General features: G+C 67.8%; 16 protein-coding genes and 2 pseudogenes. 11 read left to right on the top strand and 7 right to left on the bottom strand.

Annotated elements, in window-relative coordinates:
- Positions 1 to 93: 93 nt before the first annotated feature.
- Positions 94 to 894, bottom strand: a complete 801-nt coding sequence (locus ACJ512_RS15380; RefSeq protein ID WP_407688804.1) for a helix-turn-helix transcriptional regulator — start codon at positions 892 to 894, stop codon at positions 94 to 96.
- 299 nt (positions 895 to 1,193) lie between these two features.
- On the opposite strand from ACJ512_RS15380, the gene ACJ512_RS15375 reads away from it, so the two are divergent.
- Positions 1,194 to 1,619 carry an MmpS family transport accessory protein gene (locus tag ACJ512_RS15375; protein WP_407688803.1) on the top strand — a complete coding sequence of 142 codons (426 nt, stop codon included), beginning with the start codon at positions 1,194 to 1,196 and terminating at the stop codon, positions 1,617 to 1,619.
- Positions 1,616 to 4,483 (top strand): MMPL/RND family transporter, encoded by a 2,868-nt coding sequence (locus tag ACJ512_RS15370; RefSeq protein WP_407688802.1) that lies wholly within the window; start codon positions 1,616 to 1,618, stop codon positions 4,481 to 4,483. The genes ACJ512_RS15375 and ACJ512_RS15370 overlap by 4 nt, the downstream gene beginning before the upstream one ends.
- Before the next feature lie 113 nt (positions 4,484 to 4,596).
- Here the strand turns inward: ACJ512_RS15370 and ACJ512_RS15365 are convergent, their stop codons facing one another.
- Positions 4,597 to 6,438, bottom strand: a complete 1,842-nt coding sequence (locus ACJ512_RS15365) for a fatty acyl-AMP ligase (RefSeq protein WP_407688801.1) — start codon at positions 6,436 to 6,438, stop codon at positions 4,597 to 4,599.
- 140 nt (positions 6,439 to 6,578) lie between these two features.
- On the opposite strand from ACJ512_RS15365, the gene ACJ512_RS15360 reads away from it, so the two are divergent.
- Both ACJ512_RS15360 and ACJ512_RS15355 read left to right on the top strand, forming a co-directional pair.
- A complete protein-coding gene (locus tag ACJ512_RS15360; protein WP_407688800.1) occupies positions 6,579 to 7,034 on the top strand; it encodes an SRPBCC family protein in 456 nt (151 codons plus the stop codon).
- An 86-nt stretch (positions 7,035 to 7,120) separates the two neighbouring features.
- The gene (locus tag ACJ512_RS15355; protein ID WP_407688799.1) at positions 7,121 to 8,710 is read left to right on the top strand and encodes an FAD-dependent monooxygenase; all 1,590 of its coding nucleotides are present in this window, start codon (positions 7,121 to 7,123) and stop codon (positions 8,708 to 8,710) included.
- Here the strand turns inward: ACJ512_RS15355 and ACJ512_RS15350 are convergent.
- The 4 genes from ACJ512_RS15350 to ACJ512_RS15335 all read right to left on the bottom strand — a co-directional run bounded on the left by ACJ512_RS15350 (position 8,697) and on the right by ACJ512_RS15335 (position 13,749).
- A complete protein-coding gene (locus tag ACJ512_RS15350) occupies positions 8,697 to 9,860 on the bottom strand; it encodes an LLM class flavin-dependent oxidoreductase (protein WP_407688798.1) in 1,164 nt (387 codons plus the stop codon). The two genes, ACJ512_RS15355 and ACJ512_RS15350, sit on opposite strands and share 14 nt — an antisense overlap.
- Positions 9,861 to 10,048: 188 nt before the next feature.
- Positions 10,049 to 10,390, bottom strand: a complete 342-nt coding sequence (locus ACJ512_RS15345; protein WP_461479750.1) for a hypothetical protein — start codon at positions 10,388 to 10,390, stop codon at positions 10,049 to 10,051.
- A gap of 130 nt (positions 10,391 to 10,520) precedes the next feature.
- The gene (gene aceA / locus ACJ512_RS15340; RefSeq protein ID WP_407689389.1) at positions 10,521 to 12,809 is read right to left on the bottom strand and encodes an isocitrate lyase ICL2; all 2,289 of its coding nucleotides are present in this window, start codon (positions 12,807 to 12,809) and stop codon (positions 10,521 to 10,523) included.
- Positions 12,810 to 13,029: 220 nt separating this feature from the next.
- Positions 13,030 to 13,749, bottom strand: coding sequence for an MBL fold metallo-hydrolase (locus ACJ512_RS15335; protein WP_407689388.1), 720 nt, complete (start codon positions 13,747 to 13,749; stop codon positions 13,030 to 13,032).
- A 61-nt stretch (positions 13,750 to 13,810) separates the two neighbouring features.
- Here ACJ512_RS15335 and ACJ512_RS15330 point away from each other — a divergent pair, with 61 nt between their 5' ends.
- Positions 13,811 to 14,257: an SRPBCC family protein gene (locus ACJ512_RS15330; protein ID WP_407689387.1), complete on the top strand. Its 447-nt coding sequence runs from the start codon at positions 13,811 to 13,813 to the stop codon at positions 14,255 to 14,257.
- Between the two features lie 65 nt (positions 14,258 to 14,322).
- Positions 14,323 to 14,931, top strand: a complete 609-nt coding sequence (locus ACJ512_RS15325; protein WP_407689386.1) for a YbhB/YbcL family Raf kinase inhibitor-like protein — start codon at positions 14,323 to 14,325, stop codon at positions 14,929 to 14,931.
- Between the two features lie 15 nt (positions 14,932 to 14,946).
- Here ACJ512_RS15325 and ACJ512_RS15320 read toward each other — a convergent pair.
- Positions 14,947 to 16,192 (bottom strand): annotated as a pseudogene (locus ACJ512_RS15320) (phytoene desaturase family protein); the annotation flags it as partial.
- Positions 16,193 to 16,248: 56 nt separating this feature from the next.
- Between ACJ512_RS15320 and ACJ512_RS15315 the strand changes: the two are divergent.
- From ACJ512_RS15315 to ACJ512_RS15295, 5 genes and pseudogenes are all read left to right on the top strand, one after another.
- Complete coding sequence (locus tag ACJ512_RS15315) at positions 16,249 to 16,848, top strand: TetR/AcrR family transcriptional regulator (RefSeq protein WP_407689390.1); 600 nt, start codon at positions 16,249 to 16,251, stop codon at positions 16,846 to 16,848.
- A 77-nt stretch (positions 16,849 to 16,925) separates the two neighbouring features.
- Entirely contained in the window at positions 16,926 to 17,906 is a 981-nt protein-coding gene (locus tag ACJ512_RS15310) for an NAD(P)H-dependent flavin oxidoreductase (protein WP_407689385.1), read from the top strand.
- A 55-nt stretch (positions 17,907 to 17,961) separates the two neighbouring features.
- The gene (locus tag ACJ512_RS15305; RefSeq protein ID WP_407689384.1) at positions 17,962 to 18,591 is read left to right on the top strand and encodes a nitroreductase family protein; all 630 of its coding nucleotides are present in this window, start codon (positions 17,962 to 17,964) and stop codon (positions 18,589 to 18,591) included.
- A gap of 299 nt (positions 18,592 to 18,890) precedes the next feature.
- Positions 18,891 to 20,135: an IS701 family transposase gene (locus ACJ512_RS15300; protein ID WP_407689811.1), complete on the top strand. Its 1,245-nt coding sequence runs from the start codon at positions 18,891 to 18,893 to the stop codon at positions 20,133 to 20,135.
- Between the two features lie 377 nt (positions 20,136 to 20,512).
- Positions 20,513 to 20,938, top strand: a pseudogene (locus ACJ512_RS15295) (Fur family transcriptional regulator); the annotation flags it as partial.
- Positions 20,939 to 21,010 lie beyond the last annotated feature (72 nt).

Raw genomic sequence — 21,010 nt, 5'->3', positions numbered from 1 at the left:
AGGAACGCCCCGGCCGGCGTCGCGACGTCAGGGCCCACCCACTTCGGCGGTCGCGCATCGGGATTCGCCAGGACCACCCTCCCGCGTTAGTTTTCACGTCGGTTGCTGAGTCGGCAAGGAAGCGGTGCTTTTCCTGCTCCAATGAATTACAAGAAATTGTCCTGGCGCACTCGCGGCAGAGAGTAGCTCATAGTCAAACTCAATGTCACCGAAATCGCGGTGCCTGAACTGTTTCACTTTACCGTCACCCACACCGACGTCGTGGCTTTTCCATAACCGGACGAAATCGCTACTCTCTTTCGAAAGTTCGAGGATGATTTCGGCCACATCCGGATGATCAACATCTACGCCTACGATACGGTGCACCGTGGCGACGGCGGTTTTGGCATACGATTCCCAATTCACCCAGAAGTTTTTCGCCTCGGGATCCAGGAAAAGTAGGCGAAGGATATTTCCAGTGATCTTGAATGGACTGAAGAGCAGCGACGCTTGGGGGTTTTCGGCCAGCACATCGCATCGACGGTTGACGATGTAGGCCGGGCCGAGCGTCCACGCCTGCATGAGGAGAAGGAGATATTCGACGGGGCCTTGTTGCGAACCGAGCTCTTGCCGACGTCGGTGTTGTGGGATCGCGAGGTCGTACAGATAGCCCGCCTCGTCGGGAGACAGGCTGAGCGCAATCACCAAGGCTTCCAATACCTGAACTGACGGACGGGTTTCTCGTCCTTGCTCCAACCGCGCGTAGTAGTCGGGACTGATCCCGGCGCGCGCGGCCACCTCCTCGCGGCGCAACCCGGGCGTGCGCCGCCGCCTGCGAGATTCGCCATCGCAACCGGGCCGGGGTGTTGTCGCCTCGCGACGCGCACGAAGAAATTCTCCCAGTGTCGTCGCCACGAGACGATGGTAACCAGCGCGTTATCCTGGTTGTCAAATTCCTAGGTTAAGTTCGCTCTGTCTGCGACCCGCGGTCCCCAGCGACAATCTGCAGTCGTGGCAGCAACCGACCGCTCGCACGCTTTGCGGGCTTTTCGCGCCACGCGCAGATTGGGATTTCGACAGTCGATCCGCGTTCCGTCAACTGTGTGGAGCTTTTGTCCAGGGAATCGGCCCGCGTCCCGATTGCGTTGCCTTGTGAACTGGATTTTGTATTGCTTGCCGACTGGACGGAACGCGAGTGAAAGGGCGGTGCGACATTGTTGGGCATCCTCAAGCGCACATGGATTCCGCTGGTGATCGTCGTGGTCGTGGCCATCGGGGGATTTGTGGCCTACCGGCTACAAGGGATCTTCGGCTCGAACCGCGTGTCGGAAGCCGGCCCAGTCGAAAAGATCGTGCCGATCAATGTCAAGAACGTTACCTATGAGGTCACCGGCCCCCCGGGCACTGCCGGAGTTGTGAATTATCTGGACGCGGATGCACAACCTCAGCAGGCGAATTTCACCACGCTGCCGTGGTCGTACACGGTGACCACAACCCTGCCCGGGGTGTTCACCAACGTGGTGGCCCAGGGTGACAGCAACACAATCGGTTGCCGGATCGTCGTGAACGGCATCGTTCGAGACCAACAGTCCGCGACCGGCGTCAACGCGCAGGTCTTCTGCCTGGACAAGGCCGCATGAACGGCGGCACTGCCGAGCGGCCGGTTTTCGCGCAGGCATTGCGGCGGTTGGCGGTGCCGATTGTCTTGGGCTGGCTGGTTTTGACGATCGTCGTCACCGTCTTCGTGCCCCGACTCGATGCGGTTGAACGGGAAAACTCGGTCGGCCTGCTGCCCCGGGATGCTCCGTCGCTGATCGCGATGAAGCAAATGGGCAAGGTGTTTCACGAATTCGACTCGGACAGCGTCGCGATGGTGGTGCTGGTGGGTGACGAGCCGCTCGGTGATGCCGCGCGCCGCTTTTACGACGATCTGGTGCGCCGGCTCGAGCGCGACACCAAGCATGTCGAGAAAGTGCAGAACTACTGGGGCGAACTGGTCACGGCGGGGGGCGAACAGAGCGCCGACAGCAAGGCCGCTTATGTGCAGGTCAACCTCGCCGGCGACCAAGGCTCGACGAGGGCGGACGAGTCGGTGCACTCGGTGGAGGACATCGTGGCGCGCTCACATCCGCCGGCGGGAGTCAAGGCGTATGTCACCGGTCAGGCGCCGTTGACCACCGACACCACGGAAGCCGGCGACAGGGGTCTGGCAAAGCGGACGGCGATAACGATCGCGGTGGCCGCGATCATGTTGCTCATCGTTTATCGCTCGATTGTCACCGTGCTGATCGTGTTGGCCGTGATCTTCATCGAATTGGCCGCGGCACGCGGAGTCGTGGCATACATTGGCAGCTTTCATCTGATCGGCTTCACCACCTTCGCGGTCAGCCTGCTCATGTCGCTGGCAATCGCCGCGGGCACGGATTATGCGATCTTTTTTCTCGGCCGCTATCACGAGGCCCGGCAGAGCGGCGAGGACCGCGAGACGGCCTTCTATACGACATATCGTGGGGTGGTCCACGTCGTTTTGGGTTCGGGGCTGACCATTGCCGGCGCGATGCTCTGTCTGCGGTTGGTGCGGCTGCCCTATCTCAATACCTTGGCAATTCCGTGCGCGGTGGCGTTGGTCGTCGTGATCGCGGCCTCGCTGACGTTGGTTCCCGCTCTCATCGTCATCGGCGGGCGTTTCGGCCTGCTCGAAGCCAAGCGAAAAATGAATGTCCACGGCTGGCGGCGCCTGGCGACGGCGACCGTCCGCTGGCCTGCACCGATCCTGGCCAGCGCTGTGGTCGTCTCGATTGTGGGCGGCTTGACGCTGCCGGGGTACCGCACCAACTATGACGACCGCTACTACGTGCCGGCGGGCCTGGTGTCCAATGTCGGCGACCGCGCTGCCACTCAGCATTTCACCCACGCCAGGCTGAATCCCGACCTATTGCTGGTCGAAGCCGATCACGACCTGCGCAATCCGGCGGACATGCTCGATCTGGACAGGATCGCCCAACATATCTTCCGGGTGCCGGGCATCGCGCGGGTGCAAAGCATCACCAGGCCGCTGGGATACAACATCGAGCACGGCACCATACCGTTCGCGATTGGCATGGAGCCGGTTCCCATCAGAGAAAACCTGCGATATCTGAAAGACCGCCTCGACGATATTCTCAAACTGAGCCGCGACGACCTCGGCACCCAGATCGCGACTCTGGAGCACATGTACACGGTGCAACAAGAGCTGACGAATTCGATAAGCGACAGTGCTCGGGTCACAGCCGATACTGCCGCTATTACGGACAAAATACGCGACCGTGTGGCAGATTTTGACGATTTCTGGCGGCCGATCCGCAGCTATTTCTACTGGGAAAAACATTGCTTCGATATCCCCATGTGTTGGTCGTTACGCTCCATCTTCGACGCTTTGGACGGCTTCGACAAACTCGCCGAGAACTTCCATTCTCTTGCCAAAGATCTCCAGAACAGCGCTGATGCGTCCCAAAAACTGGTCGCGTTGATCCCGCCGCTGATCGCTGTCGCGAAGTCGATGCAGACCACGTTCCTAACGCTGTACAGCAGCTTCTCGGGCCTGGTCACTCAGATGGATCGCATGACCGACACCAGCACACTCATGGGCAAATTTTTCGACCAGGCTAAAATCGACGGCTTTTTCTATATCCCACCCGAGGTATTCGACAGTCCAGATTTCAAGACAGGCCTAAGGTTACTGGTCTCTCCCGACGGCAAGTCCACCCGGATGATCATCACGCATGACGTCGACCCCGCGAGCCCCGAGGCAATTTCACATGTCGACGCAGAACTCAAAGCCGCGCGCGAGGCGGTGAAAGAAACGCCGTTGGCCAGCGCAAAATTGTACCTTGGCGGCACAGCCGCGGCCTACAAAGATATTCAGGAGTCCACTAAATACGACGTTATGACCGAGGCCATGGCCGCGCTGATCCTGATATTCATCGTCATGCTGGTCATCACACGCGCGCTGGTCGCCTCGATGGTGATTGTCGGCACGGTGGTGCTGTCGCTGGCGACGGGCTTCGGGCTTTCCGTGCTGATTTGGCAGCATCTCGTCGGCTTGGAATTGCATTGGATTGTGCTGCCGTTCTCCGTCACCATCCTGCTGGCCGTGGGATCCGACTACAACTTGTTGCTGGTCTCGCGGTTCAAGGAAGAAATCGGCGCAGGCGTGAAGACGGGCATCATCCGTTCGGTGGGCGGCACCGGCGGAGTTGTGACCGCCGCCGGCCTGGTCTTCGCCTTCACCATGGGCTCTTTGGTCGTCAACGAGCTGTACACGCTCAAGCAGGGCGGCACCACCATCGGCCTGGGCCTACTCGTCGACACGCTGATCGTGCGCTCGCTGATGATCCCGTCCATCGCCACCCTGCTCGGGCGCTGGTTCTGGTGGCCGTTGCGGGTGCGCCCGCGTCCAGCCAGCGAACTGCTCCGATCGATCGGACCCCGTCCGCTGGTTCGCGCCCTTCTTCTGCGGGGATAGTTCACCGAGCTCTCACCATGTGTTGTCCCACTGTCCCATCGAGCGCCCCTCGGGTCGGTGACCGTTCCGGAGCCGGCCTCCCCCTCGCCGCCGATCAGATCCGCCGACACTCGTCAGTGGCTGCGCAGCGCGCCGCTCAGGTATTGCGCGCGGCAGGCCCGGCGGGCCAGCTTGCCGCTGGTCGTGCGCGGGATGGCGCCGGCCGGCAGGAACTGCACGTCGGAGACTGACACCCGATGGCGGTGCAACACCGCGGCCCGGATCGCCGCGATCGCCGGCTGGGGGTCGGCGCGGCTGGTGCCCGCTGCGCGCTCGGCGACGATCACCAGTCGCCGGCCCGCGCCGTCCGCCGGCACCGCGAACGCCGCGACATAGCCCCGGCGCACCATCGGCGAGGCGTCGGCGACGGTGGCCTCGATGTCGTGTGGATAGTGGTTGCGGCCTTCGACGGTCACCAGGTCCGCGATCCGGCCGGTGACATAGAGCTCGCCGTCGAGGTACACCCCCAGGTCGCCGGTCCGCAGCCAGCTGCCGTCGGTGTTGGAGCCCTCGGCGTGACTGCGTTCGGGCAGCCGCGAGCGCAGCCGCGCGCCGAAGGCGCGCCGGGTGTCCTCGGGGCGGTCCCAGTAGCCACGGCCGACGTTGTTGCCCTGCAACCAGACCTCGCCGATCTCGCCGTCGGGCAGCTCGCCTCCGGTGTCCGGGTCGACGACCACCGCCCACAGGCTGCGGGCCACCTGACCGCAGGACACCTGGACCACCGCGTCGGGGGCGTCCGGCGCGACGCGTACCGCGTGGCCGTCGCCGAGCTGTTCGCGGTCGAGGTACACCGCCGTGGCCTCGGCGCTGGGCGCAATGGTCGCGATCATCAGGGTCGCCTCGGCGATGCCGTACGAGGGTTTGAACGCCGTCCGCGGCAGGCCGTAGGGCGCGAACGCCTTGTTGAAGGTGCGGATCGCGTCGATGCTGACCGGTTCCGAACCGATGATCATCACCACGTTGGAAAGGTCGATGTCGTCGCCCGGCGCGGGCAGGCCGCGCTGCGCGGTCCACTCGTAGGCGAAGTTGGGCGCGGCGGTGACCACCCGGCCCTCGCGTGACCCGGCGGACAGGGCCTGGATCCAGCGCTGCGGCCGGCGGACGAACGCGGTCGGCGACATCAGCGTGGAGTGCCCGCCGTACACCGCGGGGAAGCCGATCATCGACAGGCCCATGTCGTGGTAGAGCGGTAACCAGCTGACGCCGTGGGTGTTTCGGTCCAGCAGGTCGATGGACAGGATCATCTGGGTCAGGTTGGTGCCGACCGCCCGGTGGGTGATCTCCACGCCGACCGGCGGTCGCGTCGCACCGGAGGTGTACTGCAGGTGCGAGACGTCGTCCATGCCGAGTTCGGTCGGGGCGAACGACTCCCCCTCCGAGTCGGGGATCCGGTCGATGAACAGGACCTGCGGGCGTTGCGGGCGCGGCAGGCCGGTCAGGAAGTCCTCGACGGCGCCCGCGGCCTCGGTCGTGGTGAGGACCACCGACGGCTGCGAGTCGCGCAGCGCCGTGTCGAGGCGCTCGGCGTGGCCCGGCAGTTCGGGCGCGAACAGCGGCACGGCGATGGCGCCGGCCTTGATCGCCGCGTAGAAGCCGGCGACGTAGTCGATGCCCTGCGGTGCGAGGATCGCGACCCGCTCGCCGCGGCTCGCGGCGCGCTGCACCCGGGCCCCGATGGCATGGAGCCGGACACCGAACTGCGTCCAGGTCACCTCGTCGGCGCGGCCGTCGGCACCGTGGCTGTAGTCCAGGTAGCGGTAGGCCACGGTGTCGCCGACGTTGGCGACGTTGCGCTCGATCAGGGAGATCAGCGTGACGCCCGGAGGCAGCACGATCTCGCCGTCGGCGTCCAGGCAGTCCTCGATGTCGAGGAGTCCGGGGACACTCCTGTCGCTCTGCGGGGAACCCGAATTCATATGCGCAGTGTAGGCAACGGCGACGTCGCGCCGGCCGGCTCCGTGGCGTGATCGCCGGAGGCCGGGGCGGTGCGCGGTAAGGTACCGGCAGCGCCATTCGAGGTCGCTCGTGTTTGCCGGGCAGAGCCAGGGAGAAACGCATGTCGGGTCGTAGGTTCACCTTCGAGATCAACCGGACCAGCACCGCGCCGGCCGCGACGCTGTTCGGGCTCGTGACCGACGGCGCGAACTGGTCCACCTGGGCCAAACCGATCGTGTTTCAGTCGAGTTGGGCGCGACAGGGTGACCCGGCGCCGGGTGGCGTGGGCGCCATTCGCAAGGTGGGGCTGTGGCCGCTGCTGGTCCAGGAGGAGACCGTCGAGTACGACCCGGACCGCCGGCACGCCTACAAGCTGGTCGGGCCGCCCAGCCCCGCCAAGGACTACCACGGCGAGGTGCTGCTCACACCGAACCCGTCCGGCGGCACCGACATCCGCTGGACCGGCTCGTTCGTCGAGGGGGTCCGCGGGACGGGCCCGCTGATGCGCGCGGCCCTGGGCGGCGCGGTGCGGTTTTTCGCCGATCGGCTGGTCAAGGCGGCCGAACGGCGGGAGTGACCGTTACCACGTTGTCGCACAACGGATTTGACGGGCCGTAAGCGGCGACGTGGCGGGCCGGGGCCAAATTCATTAAGCTGGGCTAAGTGATTGACGTCGTCATCGCGGGCGCCGGCCCCAACGGGCTGATGCTGGCCGGCGAACTCGGGTTGGCCGGGATCTGTCCCGTCGTGCTGGACCCGATGCCCGGCCCCAGCCCGCAGCGACGAGCCAACGGCATTATCGGCCAAGGGGTTCGGATCCTGGACCACCGTGGCCTCTACGGCGTCCTCGCCGGCACCGACGAACCGCCCCGGCGCAACCCTCGCCCGATGTTCGCCGCCTTCCCGCTGGATCTGACGCAGGTGCCGGATTCGCAGGTCTTCCTGCTCCCCGTGCAGCAGCCCAGGCTCGTGCAGGTGCTTGCCGAGCGGGCCCACGGACATGGCGTCGACATCCGCTGGGGACACGCGCTGACCGGCTTCGACCAGGACGGCGAGGGTGTGACGGTGCACGTCGACGGCCCCGACGGCGCCTACGAGCTGCGGACCGATTACCTTGTCGGAGCCGACGGCGGCACCAGCCCCACCCGCAAGCTGGCCGGCATCGACTTCCCCGGCATGTCGGCCTACGACGTCACCGCCCGGATGGGCTTCGATGTGCTGCCGCCCGAGGAGTGGGTCGATCCGGTCAGCGGTGTGCTGGACATACCCGGGTTCGGGCGCGTCCCGCCCCTGCAGTTCCATCGGGCCGAGCATGGCGTGTTCGCCTTCGGCGCGCTCGGGGGCCGGGCGGCGGTGATCGTGTTCGAGCTGGACGGCTCTGCTCGCGAGGATCCCCACGACGACACCGGCGACGACGACCCGGCGATGAGCCTGGCCGAGCTGGAGGCCGCGGCCAAGCGTGTCATCGGCGCCGACCTTCCGTTGCGGCCGGCGTCGCCTTCGTCCGACGAACCGCTGGATCTGCGCCGCTTCTCCGGCATCAACTCGCGGATCGCCTCGCACTACCAACGGGGCCGGGTGATCCTGGTGGGCGACGCCGCTCACGTGCACTCCCCCATGGGCGGGCCCGGACTCAACCTGGGTTTGCAGGACGCGGTGAACCTGGGCTGGAAGCTGGCGGCCGTGTTGCACCGGCGGGTCGCGCCCACCCTGCTCGCCAGCTATGAGGCCGAGCGCCGCCCGGCCGCCGAACGGGTCATCATGCACAGTCGCGCCCAGCTGGCCCTGGTGCGTCCGGGACCGGAGGTCACGGCCCTGCGCCGGCTCTTCGCGGAACTCCTCGCCGACCCCGAGGTCGTCCGCCGGCTCGGCGACCTGGTGTCGGGAGCCGAAAACCGTTACGCCGCAGGCCCGGACGCGCATCCGCTGGTGGGGCACTGGGTGCCCGACTTCGCCGTCCTGGGTGCCGCGGGGGCCAGCCGCGTGGCCGAGCTGGCCCGCGACGGACGGCCGTTGCTGATCGATCTGACCGCGGGCGCGGTGGTAGCCGACGCGACGGCCGACCTCGCCGGTCAGCTCACCGTCGCCGCAGGCCGGCCGGTGGGCGACATCGCCGCGACGGCCGTGCTGGTGCGCCCCGACGGTTACGTGGAGTGGGCGTCCTCGGCCGCCGCGCCCGGCGGCGACGAACTGCGCGAGCTGCGCGCCGCGCTGGACACCTGGTTCGGCATCCGCGCCGCTACGACGACGTGATCTCGTCCTGATACTTCTTCGTCATGTGCTCGACGGCCTGCAGCTGGGTTTGGGCGAGGTCGTCGCGCACCTGGCCGGCGCGCGCGGCGGCATCCAGGGTCGGTTGCGCCTGCCCCTGGAAGTGCGGCATCACCTCGGCGGCGAACAGCTCGGCGGACCGCTTGGTCGCCGCCGGGTTGGCCCACTCGTGGCCCATCTGCAGCATGCAGCCGAACCCGCCGGACTGGTCCCAGAGCCGTTGCACCTGGGCCCGGGCCCGCTCCGGGGTGCCGATCACGCCCGCCCCGTTGTCGTTGATGACGTCGATCATCTCGTCGAGCTGCTCTCCCGGCATGGTCATCTGCGGGAACGCGGCGATCTTCTGGAAGTAGCGGAACCACGGCTCGATGCCGAACTTCACCTCTTCGCGGGCCTGCTTGTCGGTTTCGGCGAGATGGAACAGCCCGACCAGGCTCCAGTTCTTGCGCTCGACCTGCGTGCCGAAGGCCGCCGCGCGCTCCTCGACGATGCCCCAGTGGTAGGCGAGCGCGTCGAAGCCCTCGACGATCAGCGTCGCCCCGATCGACAGCAGGCCGATGCCGTGCTTGCCGGCCAACCGTGCCCCCGTCGGCGAGGCGACCGCCGCGACCGACAGCGGGATCCCGCCGTCGCAGTACGGGGCGAGCTGCAGCCGCGCGTCGAACAGTTGGTGCGTGGCGGTCTTCGCGGACACGGTTTCGCCCGCCAGCAGGCGCACGACGATGTCGAGATTGGTCTCGAGCAGCTCGCGGGTGTCGGTGGGGGTCAGGCCGATCATCGCGGAGTCGGTGGGCAGGGAACCCGGACCCACCCCGCCGATCACGCGACCGTGGGTGAGGTGATCGAGCAGCATCAGCCGGTCGGCGACCCAGAGCGGGTTGTGGTAGGCGAGCGAGATCACCCCGGTGCCGAACCGGATCCGCTTGGCGCGTTCGGCGGCGGCGGCGATGAAGATCTCCGGCGAGCTGATGATCTCGCTGCCCGCCGAGTGGTGCTCGCCCAGCCAGACCTCGTCGAAGCCGAGGGCGTCGAGATGTTCGATGAACTGCAGGTCTCGCTGCAGGGCAAGCGTCGGATTGGTTCCTGCGCGGTGGAACGGGGCGATGAAGTATCCGAACCTGAGCTTGGCCATCGGGCTCCTCTTGCGGTCGAGTTGCGCAGAACCATAACTCGGATCCGGCGCCCGCCCTAGGTCCCCGCGGTCCCCGATGGCAGAAATTGCTCAGCCGATGGGGCCAGCTCGCGAGCGTGGCCCCATCGGCTAGGGAGCAAGACTTTGTCGGCTTCGCAGAGCCGTCGGGTTTCAGGACACCCGTGCGATCACGGGTAGCCGCCGCAGATGTTGCCGACGCAACCGCCCCCGCCGCCGGGGCCGCCACCCCCGCCGCCGACACCGGGGATGCTGCCCCCGCCGCCGGCCGGGCCGCCCCCGCCGGTGGGGCCGCCGGGAATACTGCCGCCGCCGCCGTTGGGGCCGCCGCCCCCGGTGGGGCCGCCGGGCGCCGGGGACGGCGCGGGCGCCACGCTCGAGGAGGGGGTGGTCGTCGTGGGGGTGGTGCTGCTGCTCGGCCCCTTGTGCCCGCCGCCGCCACAGCCGACCGCCACCACGAGCATGGCGCCGCCGCCGAACACCGCGACCGCGTTCCTCGCTGCAGTTCTCATCAGGGCCACCACTTCCGCTCGCGCCACACCCACGTTGTCCATGCATCCGTACCCCGGGGCGCGAAGGCGCAAACCACATCGTTTTGCCCCGCGGCCGGCCGGGAGAACGCAACGGGCCGGCGGCCGGGGGCTACCCCTCCTTGGTGATCAGCTTGCGCAGCGCGACGCGGTCGGGCTTGAGCAGTTCCTCGATGCGGGGCTTGTTCACCTCGGCGACGATGATCTCGCCCACCTCCTGGTTGACCTCGCTGAAGATGCCGTGCGACTTCATCTTCGAGGTCTGGTACAGGTTGTCCTCGGTGGGCGTGACGTAGTACACCGCGTCGGCCTTGAAGCGGTGCACCAGCCACAGGTGGATCAGGGTCATCAGGCGCTTCTGGCGCAGCTTCTCGGCGAAGGTGTTCTGGTCGCGCACCGTGAGGATGCTGCGGCCGTGGCGGTCCTTGATGGGGTCGAAGACGACGTTGGCCAGCTGCTCGTCCTCGTTGCCGTAGATGCCGAGCACCAGCACGTCCGAGCCGGCGCGGCGCGGTCGCAGCTGCACGCGCAGCTTCTCGCCGAGGTGGTAGTGCTCGCTCCACAGCGTCAGCCACTCCTCGAGCAGCTTCTTGGGCACCTCGGTCTGCACCAGGTGCTGATGCTGGGTGGAGCCCTTGCCCATGGCCTTGGTGGTCGCGGTGCGCCCGGAGGAGGCGGCCAGCGCCGCGTCGCTGCGCGGCCCGCCGACCAGCGTCTGCGGCGTGCGATAGGGCGACTCCACCAACCGCATCTTGCGTTGCAGTCGCGCCAGCGCCAGCATGCCGTCCTGCCGCAGCGCGGTCGCGAACTCCTCGGCGGCGACACCGTCGATCTGGTGGCCGCCGTAGGTGATGAAGTTGAAGACGAAGCCCATCTTGCCGAGTTCCTCGGGGAAGCGCCGCATCTCCTCGTCGGCCATGCCGGTGGTGTCCCAGTTGAACGACGGCGACAGGTTGTAGGCGAGCATCTTCTCGGGGAACTGCGCGTGGATGGCCTCGGCGAACTCGCGGGCGTCGGCCAGGTCGGCGGTCTTGGTCTCCATCCAGAGGATGTCGGCGAACGGCGCCGCCGCCAGGGACTTGGCGATCGCGTACGGGATGCCGCCCCGGATCTGGTAGTAGCCCTCGGGCGTCTTGGCCAGCTCGCAGTCCCATCCGGGGTCGGCGCCGAGCTCCCTGGCCTTCTCCCGCGCGGAGTACAGCGATGCGCGCTGAGCGAAGCGCCGCCACTCGTCGGGGCTCATGGCGACCGGCTCGCCCTCGATCTCCCCGAACTGCAGCACCTCGGAGACGGCCTCGCCGTAGGTCATCAGCCCGGCGTCGTCCTCCCAGGCGGCCACGAACCGGGACTCCACCTGGTCGAAGAGATCGTCGATCGAGGTCTCGCTGTTCTCCCGCCAGGCGTTGACGGCGTCGGAAACCAAACCCTGGATGCCCTGGCGCTCCAGCCAGGCGGTGGCGGTGGCGTACTCCGCGTCGGACATCGCGTAGAGCAGGTGCCCGTTGAGGTCCTTGACGCCCAGCTCGTAGAAACGCCGCACCAGCGCCAGGAAGCAGGCCTTGTAGGAGGGGATGTTCAGGTTGGTGGCGCCCAGTAGGAAGGGCTGGTCGCGCTCGTCGGCGCGGCTGTCGATCAGGGTGGCCGCCTCGGCGTCGGTGCGGGCGACGATGATGCCGGGCACCCGCATGATGTCGAGCTGGAACCGGGCGGCGTTGAGGCGCTTGATCTGTTCGTCCGACGGCACCAGAACCTTGCCGCCCTGATGCCCGCACTTCTTGGTGCCGGGGCGCTGGTCTTCGATGTGATAGCCCGGCACACCGATCTCGACGAAGCGGCGGATCAGGTTGCGCACGTGCGGGTCACCGCCGTGGCCGGTGTCGGCGTCGGCGATGATGAACGGCCGGTAGTCGTATTCGGGCGCCGCGGCGCGCTGGCGCTCGCTCATGTGCAGGCGCTGATACTGCTGGTTGCGGTCGGCGGTGAGCAGGGCGCGCACCAGGACCGCGGCGTCGTCGGGCACCTGGCTCAGCGGGTAGCTGGCGAGGTCGGGTCCGGGGTCCTCGGTGGTGGAGCCCTTGGCGGAGGTCGCCCAGCCGCCGAGGTAGATGCCTTCGATACCCATCCGCTTCATGGCCACGGCCTGGCCGGGCGAGTAGGGGCCGAAGGTCGTGATGCTCTTTTTCGCCGCGAACAGCTCCCGCAACCGCTCGTAGAAGGCCCCCGCCGCTTCCCGTGCCACGGGGTAGTCGACGGGGATGGTGCCGCGTTGCTCGGCAACCTGACGAGCCGTGTAGAGGCGCGTGATGCCGGTGAAGCGCGGGCCGTCGATGTATCGCTGGGTGGCGACGACGTCGTCGCCGAACGGTGCCCGGACCTCGGTGTCCGTGTCGATGATGGCCATGGGGTTACGCTCCTCTTCAGGTTCCGTTGGACCAGAGTCTATCCCTGACGACCGCGGTTCGATCAGGGGTCGAAATACCCCTTCGCGACTCGCCGCGGCGCACCCGCGCGACGGCTGCGCGAGGCCGGTGACGGGCCCGCAACCAACGACGCCGGGGCTGGCCGCATCGATAAATGTTGGGAAACAACATGTTTGGCCGCATACGGCCGGATCGGGGCGCTCAGGCCCCTCCGGCGGTCGCACGCCGACGCAGCCAGTCCCGCTGCCGGCGGACGAACTCCGCGTCCACGACCCGGCCATGGCCGGGAACGTAGAGGGCGTCCGGTCCGCCGATCTCGAGGACCCGGTCCAGCGTGGCCGGCCAGGCCGCCACGTCGGAATCGGCGTCGATCGCGGGGTCGGCGGATTCCTCGACGAGATCGCCGGTGAACAGCACGACCGGGTCGGCGCCGTGCGCGGGCGGTGCCACCACGACCAGGTCGGAGGTGGTGTGGCCGCGGCCGGGGTGGGTGATCGCCACGGTCCGGCCGCCGAGGTCCACGATGGCCTCTCGGGTGCCGCGGCGCGGTGGTCGCAGGGCCGCGACCGCGCGGTCGACCTCGACCGCGTCGGCGCCGTGGCGCAACGCGTCCTCGCGGAGGTGCCCGGCGCCGACCGTCAGATCCGCGACGACTTCGGGTGCGCAGTAGACGTCGGCCGCGCCGAAGAACGAGGAGCCCAGGACATGGTCGAAATGCTTGTGGGTCAACGCGATATGGCTGACCGCTCGGCCGGTGAGCCGTCGCACGTCGGCGTCGATGGCCGCCGCCACGGTGAGCGTGGAGCCGGCGTCGACGAGCAGGGCCCCGCGACCGCCCAGCACCAGCCCTACCGTGACGTCGCAGAACGGTAGCCGGCAGCGATGCACGCCGGCGGTCAACTGCTCCCAGCCGAAATTCACGAGTGCAGACGGTAGTCGCAAACCGAGTTTCGAGCGTCCCCCTGGCGGCTATCTTCGTCGCATGGCTGTCACCGACTCCCGCGAAGTCGTCATCGAGGCGACACCCGACCAGATCATGGACGTGCTGTTCGATCTGGAATCGCTGACCGAGTGGTCCTCGGTGCATCGCAAGGTCGAGGTCCTGGAGCGCGACGACGCGGGCCACCCCAGCAGGTCGCGGCAGGTGGTCAAACTGGTGGGCGTCAGCGACGAGCAGGAACTGGCCTACGAGGTGCGCGACGACGGGGTGAGCTGGACGCTGGTCAGCGCCAAACAGCAACGCGCGCAAAACGGTCGCTACACGCTGATTCCCGAAGGCGACTCCACCCGGGTCCGTTTCGAGCTCACCGTCGACCTGCTGGCGCCGGTCCCGGGATTCCTGGTCAAAAGAGGAACCAAGAGCCTGATGGAGACGGCCACCCAGGGCTTGCGTAAACGGGTGCTCGAGGTGAAGAAGGGCGGCGCGTAGCCGGCCCGCGTCCGTGGCCGGCAAAAGACCTTTATTCCGCGCCCGCCGTCGGCGACACTCTCCTTATGAAGTCGACATCGGCGGGTGGCGCCCGGCGCATCGCACTGGCCGGCGTGGGGCTCGCGCTGGCGCTGACGCAGGCCGGCTGCGGCGGCCACGGCGGCAGCAAGATGACGGCGCCGGCGACGCCGAAGCTGACGACGGTCGCCCGGAGCGTTCCCGAGGCTCCCGCCGACGGGCCGGTGACGATCGGCAGTCCCGCCTTCGCCGACGGGGCGCCCATCCCGGTCCGCTACACCTGCAAGGGGGCCAACACCGCGCCGCCGTTGACGTGGTCGGCGCCGCTGGGGGCGGCCCTGGTGGTCGATGATCCCGACGCCGTCGGCGGCACCTATGTGCACTGGATCGTCACCGGCATCCCGCCCGGACCGGGCGGCACCGCGGAGGGCCAGAACCCCGGCGGCGGGACCAGCCTGCCGAACTCGGGCGGCCGTCCGGGATATACGGGGCCGTGCCCGCCGCCGGGCAGCGGGGTGCACCACTACCGGTTCACCCTCTACCAGCTGCCCGCAACCTACGAACTGCCCGGGGGTTTGGCCGGGCTTCAGGCGGCCCAGACGATCGCGGGCGCCGCCGTCGCGCAGGCCCAGCTCACCGGCACGTTCGGGGCCTGAGGGCGCATCGACGACTCACGACGCGTCGTCGAGCACCTGATAAGCGGCGTTGCAGCCGGGGGTGAAGGTGATTCCCGGCCCGCCATGGCAGCCCGCGCCGCCGAGGTAGAGGCCGCCGATGGGAATCGGGAAGTCGAGGAAGCCCCTGGGGCCCGGGCGGTTCGGGCCCATCAGGTCCGGGTGCGGCAAGCCATGGCAGAAGTCGCCGTCGGGGGCGGCGAACATGGTCTGCATGTGGTAGGGCGCGAACGTGATGTGGCGGATCAGGATGTCCTCGAAGGCGGGGGCGAACCGGGTGATCTTGTCGATAACGCGTTGAGACATCATCTTTTTAGATGACCGTGCTGCTGGCGGTCGGCTTCGACCGGGAAGGCGTAGGCGTACGCGCTGGCGGCGCGCTTCCCGGGTGGCGCCATGCTCGGGTCGTGCGCGGAGGGGATCTGCATCCCATCGACGGGTTGTCCGGGACGAGGCCGCGCCGGCGCACCTCCCACTGCAGCTGCTGTTCTTCCGGGGAGCCGAAGATGCCGACCGACTGCTGCATACCCGGCTCGTTCAAAAAGTCGCAGGGCGGGGCGAATTCGGGCAGCCCGTCGAGGGCGAAGTGCAGCTGCACGAACGAGGCGCGGTGATCGCGCTGCGAGACGCGCGAAATCAGCTCCGCGGGCACGAGTTCCGGTGCGACGAGTTCGGCGAGGGTGACGTTGGGCGAGTGGTTGGACACCACGACCGGTGCGGTGAGCGTCGACCCGTCCCGCAGCCGCACACCGGTCACCGCGCCATCCTCGACCAGAATCTGCTCGACCTTGGCCCGGAATCGCAGCTCGCCGCCGTGGGCGACGAACAACTCGCGCAGGTGCTCGGTGAGCGCGCCGATCCCGCCCTCGAGTTTGGTCATCATCGCGGTGCTGTCGTCCGGCACCGCGAGGGCGAACGCCAGGCAGGTGGCGCTGCCCGGCGTGTACGGGCCGCGATAGGTCGAATTGACGGCCAGAAACGCCGGCAACCCGCGCAGCACCGCGTGCTTGCGCTTGTCGGGCAGGAAGCGGTCGATCACGTCCATCGTCGACCCGAATAGCATTTCGTGAATCGCGCGGCGCTCTGCGCCGTTGGTCGCGCAGGCGTACATCTCGTCGAGGGTCCTGGGCGCGCGGCGCACGTCGAAGCGCCCCAGGGCCCGCGCGGGCGCCTGGCTTCACGCGATGAGTTCGGCCATCCCGGTGACGGCCTCGAGGCCGTGCTTGTCACCGAGGTAACTGACACAATTTGGAGATGTCCGTTCCGGCGTTGCGGCGACTGCGTACCATCGGCCGGGAGATGATCGCGCCGACCAACCGCCACCAGCTACGCCGGCGCTCGACGCATGAGGCCCTGCGTAGCGCCGCGTTGAACAGCTTCGCGCGCAAGGGTTTTGCCAACGTCACCGTGACCGAGCTGGCCCGCGAAGCCGGTGTCACCGAACGCACCTTCTTCCGGCACTTCCCGACCAAGGAAGCGGTGCTGTTCCATGATCACGAGACGCAGCTGGAATGGCTGGCCGAGGCCCTCGCGCGCCGTCCGGCCTCCGAATCGCTGTTCGACGCGGTGCGGGCCAGCGTGGCGGCTTTCCCGCACGACCTCGAGGTGGTCCGTCAGGCGGCGGCGGCACGCGCGGAGCTGATCAGCGCCGAGCGGATCGCCGGCCACCTGCGGGTGGTGCAGTCGTCGTTCGCCCGGGTGCTGACCGACTTCGTCAAGACTCGCAACCCCGACGTCGCCGACGTCGACCTGGCCGCCGAGGTCGCCGGCTCCGCGCTGGCGGCGGCCCTGGTCGTGGCGGTGGAGAACTGGGGCCGTCATGGTTGCACCGGGGATCTCGGCGACCTCGTGGCCACGAGCCTGGACCTGGTTCGCTCCGGCCTGGCACCGCTCGCCTGATCGGCGGGCGGACTGTTCCGAACGCTCGGCGTCGGGTGCGCGCGGTCGGCGCACCGGGAAGGCCTACCGTCGGTTGCATGCCACTGACGACGCGGCTCACCGAGTTCTTCGGCATCGACCACCCCATCATGTTGGCGCCGATGGCCATGGTCTCGGGGGGCCGGCTCGCGGCGGAAGTGACCCGGGCGGGCGGTCTCGGTCTGATCGGCGGCGGATACGGTGACGCCGACTGGCTGCGCACGCAGATCGGCGAGGCCGACGGCGCACGGGTCGGATGCGGGTTCATCACCTGGAGCCTGGCCTGCGATCCCGGGGTGCTCGACGTTGCTCTTGGCCGGCAACCGGTGACGGTCATGTTGTCGTTCGGCGACCTGGACCCGTTCGCCGATCGCATCCGCGCGGCCGGTGTTCCGCTCACCGCCCAGGTGCAGAACCTCGAGCAGGCGCGCCGGGCCCTGGATGCCGGCGCGGACGTCGTGGTGGCTCAGGGCGGCGAGGCGGGCGGGCACGGGATGAGCGCGCGCTCGACCTTCACGTTGGTGCCCGACGTCGTCGACCTCGCAGCCGAACGCTCCCCCGAAACGCTGGTGGTGGCCGCCGGCGGGGTCGCCGACGGCCGCGGGCTGGCGGCGGCGCTGGCGCTCGGGGCTGACGGCGCGCTCGTCGGCACCAGGTTCTGGGCATCCCCCGAGGCGTTGGTGTCGCGGCGGGCCCACCTTCGGGGCATCGCGGCCAGTGGCGACGACACCCTCCGCACCCGGGTCTATGACTTTGTGCGCCAGAAGGATTGGCCCGACGGCTACGATGCGCGGCTGGTGAGCAACGCGTTCATCGAGGCGTGGCATGGCGACGAGGCGGGCCTGCGGGAGCTCCTGCCGGAGATGGTGAACGCCTTCCAGAAGGCGCTCGACGCAGAGGATTTCGACGTCGTCACCGTGCTCGTCGGCGAGGCGATAGGACGCATCCGCGACGTGCGCCCGGCCGGCGGCATCGTCGGTGAGATGGTCTGCGACGCCACCCGAATCCTGAACCGCGCGACGGCGCCACCGGCGGTGTAGACAGCCGGGGCGGGCATCTGGTTTGCTCGGCTCGGTAACGGGTGGGAAGGACGGCATGGACATCGCCTCGGTCGACGAGTTGCTGACCACCACCCGCGCGGTGCGCAAGCGCCTCGACCTGGACCGGCCGGTCGGGCGCGAAGTGGTCCTCGAATGCATCCGGCTGGCGATCCAGGCGCCCACGGCAAGCAACGCGCAGGACTGGCGCTGGCTGGTGGTCACCGACGCCGACAAGCGGGCCGCGATCGCGGACACCTACCGCGGCGTCGGTGCCCAATACCTGGCGCAGGCCGCCGAGACCGCACCCGATCCGCAGACGCGGCGCGTCTACGAGAGCGCGCTGGGCCTGACTGAGGTCCTGGCCCGGGTCCCGGTGCACGTCATCCCCTGCCTCGAGCGTCGTTTCGACGGAAGCAGCCTGCTGATCGCGGCCTCGGCGTGGGCGTCGATCATTCCCGCCGGCTGGAGCTTCATGCTCGCCCTGCGATCCCGCGGGCTGGGATCGGTGTGGACGACGATGCATCTGGCCCAGGAGAAGCGCGTCGCCGAGTTGCTCGGCATCCCCGACACGGTCACTCAGGCCGCGCTGTTCCCGGTGGCTTACACGATCGGCACCGAATTCCACCCGGCAGCGCGACCCCCCGCGGAAACCGTCACCTTCTGGGACAGCTGGGGCGCGACCTGAAGCACGTCGGGAAAGCCGCACTCGCGGCGCCCGCCAGCAAAGCGCGAACGCTGCCGCGGGAAGCGGCGAACGGGGTGACCGGTGGTCATGCGGGGCGGGCACTTCGGCGGGGTGGTCGACACCACGCCGGTGCTAGTACTGCAGCCGTAGTTCGGGGTTGGAGTGTTTCGGCGTGTCTACGCTGGTAGAAGCGGTGGCCGGGGCATTGTTCGGAGTTTGTGACAACTACTGAATATGCCGCGGCCGCCGCGGCTGCCAGCGTAGACCCTGACCGGTGGTGGGCGCAGTTTTCGGAGGTGATCGATCGGATCGCGCCGCGGTTTACCCGCCACGAACCCCTGCGGCATGCCGCAGCACTGATGGCCGGGATGGTCTCGGGGCTGGACCGCAAAAATTGCTGGACGATCGCCGAACATCGCGGTGATGCCACCCCGGACGGGTTGCAGCACCTGCTGGCCCGCGCCAAGTGGGACGCCGATACGGTCCGTGATGATCTGCGTGATTACGTCATCGACGCTTTCGGTGATCCCGACGCGGTGCTGATCATCGACGAGACCGGCGACGTCAAGAAGGGCACCGCAACCGTCGGTGTGCAACGCCAATACAGCGGCACCGCCGGGCGCATCGAGAACTCCCAAGTCGCGGTGTACCTGACGTATGCCGCCCCACGCGGGCATGCCCTGATCGACCGCGCACTGTATCTGCCGCGCTGCTGGACCGAGAATCCGGATCGCTGCGACGAGGCGGGAATCCCCGGCAATAGCAGGGGGTTTGCGACCAAACCCACCCTGGCCAAGCAGCTGATCTCACGGGCCGTGGAGGCGAAGGTCCCCGCGGCCTGGGTGGCCGGCGACGAGGTCTACGGCGCCGACCCCAAGCTGCGTGCCGCCATCCGCGGCCACGGGCTGGGTTATGTGCTGGCCGTGGCCGCCAACCGGCGAGTACCCACCTCAGCTGGGCCGATCCGCGTCGACCAACTCCCCGCGCAGCTGCCGCCGTGGGCGTGGCAGAAACACTCCGCCGGCGCAGGCAGCCACGGGCAGCGCTACTACTCCTGGGCCTGGATCACACTGCTTGCCGAAGACGACACCGACACCGGCTGCCACCAGTTGCTGATCCGACGTAACGACACCACAGGCGAGTTGGCCTACCTGCGCTGCTACGCCCCACGCCCCGTTACCCTGCACACCCTGGTCACCGTCGCCGGTCAACGCTGGCGCATCGAGGAATCCTTCCAAGCCGCCAAGGGCCTGACTGGCCTCGACCAGCACCAGGTCCGTCGCTGGCGCTCCTGGCAGCGCTGGACCACTCTGGCCATGCTCGCCCACGCCTTCTTGGCCGTGGCCACCGCTGTCGAACGCGACACCCACCCCACCCCAGTCGGACTGATCACGTTGACCGTCAACGAATTTCGCCGCCTTTTCGACATGGTCCTGTTGACCACCCGCCGCACCATCGCCAGCCTGCTGGCATGGTCACGCTGGCGACGACGACATCAATACCGAGCCCAGCTATCCCACTACCAGCGACAAGAAAACCAATGATCACGAACTACGGCTGCAGTACTAGCTGCGGGCGGCGAGTCGCCCAAGGAACCCCGCGACCTCCGACGCGTACCGGACGGCTTGAAATCGACGAATTGCGGGGCGGTTGTTGCAAATAGCGCGCTATGGAAGCCGATCGTTCCTCAGGGCCCGAAAGTCCCGCCAAATTATGACGGACGGTTTGCTGTGTGCGGTCGGGGAGTTCGGTAGATTCACTCGACAGGGGTCTAAGGGCTCTACGGTGATCGAGGTGTAGTAATTAGCTTTTCAGTTACCTCGCGCGAACGGGGAGTTCGAACGCGTCGAGGCGTAAACCGCGCGAAGAAAGGGGAGCTGACCTCTTGAATGGTTCCAAAATAGAGCGTCATGTTAACGGTATGCCTGGGATGGCGGTCTATGCGGAGCAGCTGCGCAGGGTCGACCTGCGGGTGACCCGCCCACGGGTCGGCATCCTCCGGGCCGTCCAGACGAACCCGCACGCCGACACGGAATCGATCTTCGGCATCGTCCGTGCCGCCCTGCCGGACGTCTCGCGACAGACGGTGTACGACGTCCTGCACGCCCTGACCGAGGTGGGTCTGTTGCGACGGTTCCAGCCGTCGGGATCGGTCGCGCGTTACGAGACCCGGGTCGACCACCACCACCACTTCGTCTGCCGCGGATGCTGCGCCATTGCCGACGTCGACTGTTCCGTCGGGGAGAGGCCCTGCCTGATCCCCTCCGACGAGTGCGGGTTCTTGTTCGACGAGAGCGAAGTCATCTACTGGGGTTTCTGCCAGACCTGCTCGGGGCAGCCCGTCGCCGAGGTCGCCACGCCTGCCGCTGCCGCACAGACGTCCGCACAGATGTGTCGTGACCAAGCCCCCGATCAGAAC

The organism is Mycobacterium cajalii, assembly GCF_045809005.2.
Classification (GTDB): domain Bacteria; phylum Actinomycetota; class Actinomycetes; order Mycobacteriales; family Mycobacteriaceae; genus Mycobacterium.
The sequence above is the reverse complement of the archived record's forward strand: the minus strand, read 5'-3'. Positions and strand labels throughout refer to the sequence as shown.

Bases quoted from the DNA above. Each gene is read 5' to 3' on its own strand.
- ACJ512_RS15330 (WP_407689387.1), top strand. From the start codon at position 13,811: ATGGCTGTCACCGACTCCCGCGAAGTCGTCATCGAGGCGACACCCGAC.
- ACJ512_RS15370 (WP_407688802.1), top strand. From the start codon at position 1,616: ATGAACGGCGGCACTGCCGAGCGGCCGGTTTTCGCGCAGGCATTGCGG.
- ACJ512_RS15360 (WP_407688800.1), top strand. From the start codon at position 6,579: ATGTCGGGTCGTAGGTTCACCTTCGAGATCAACCGGACCAGCACCGCG.
- ACJ512_RS15345 (WP_461479750.1), bottom strand. From the start codon at position 10,390: ATGAGAACTGCAGCGAGGAACGCGGTCGCGGTGTTCGGCGGCGGCGCC.
- ACJ512_RS15325 (WP_407689386.1), top strand. From the start codon at position 14,323: ATGAAGTCGACATCGGCGGGTGGCGCCCGGCGCATCGCACTGGCCGGC.
- ACJ512_RS15310 (WP_407689385.1), top strand. From the start codon at position 16,926: ATGCCACTGACGACGCGGCTCACCGAGTTCTTCGGCATCGACCACCCC.
- ACJ512_RS15305 (WP_407689384.1), top strand. From the start codon at position 17,962: ATGGACATCGCCTCGGTCGACGAGTTGCTGACCACCACCCGCGCGGTG.
- ACJ512_RS15365 (WP_407688801.1), bottom strand. From the start codon at position 6,438: ATGAATTCGGGTTCCCCGCAGAGCGACAGGAGTGTCCCCGGACTCCTC.
- ACJ512_RS15315 (WP_407689390.1), top strand. From the start codon at position 16,249: ATGATCGCGCCGACCAACCGCCACCAGCTACGCCGGCGCTCGACGCAT.
- aceA (WP_407689389.1), bottom strand. From the start codon at position 12,809: ATGGCCATCATCGACACGGACACCGAGGTCCGGGCACCGTTCGGCGAC.
- ACJ512_RS15350 (WP_407688798.1), bottom strand. From the start codon at position 9,860: ATGGCCAAGCTCAGGTTCGGATACTTCATCGCCCCGTTCCACCGCGCA.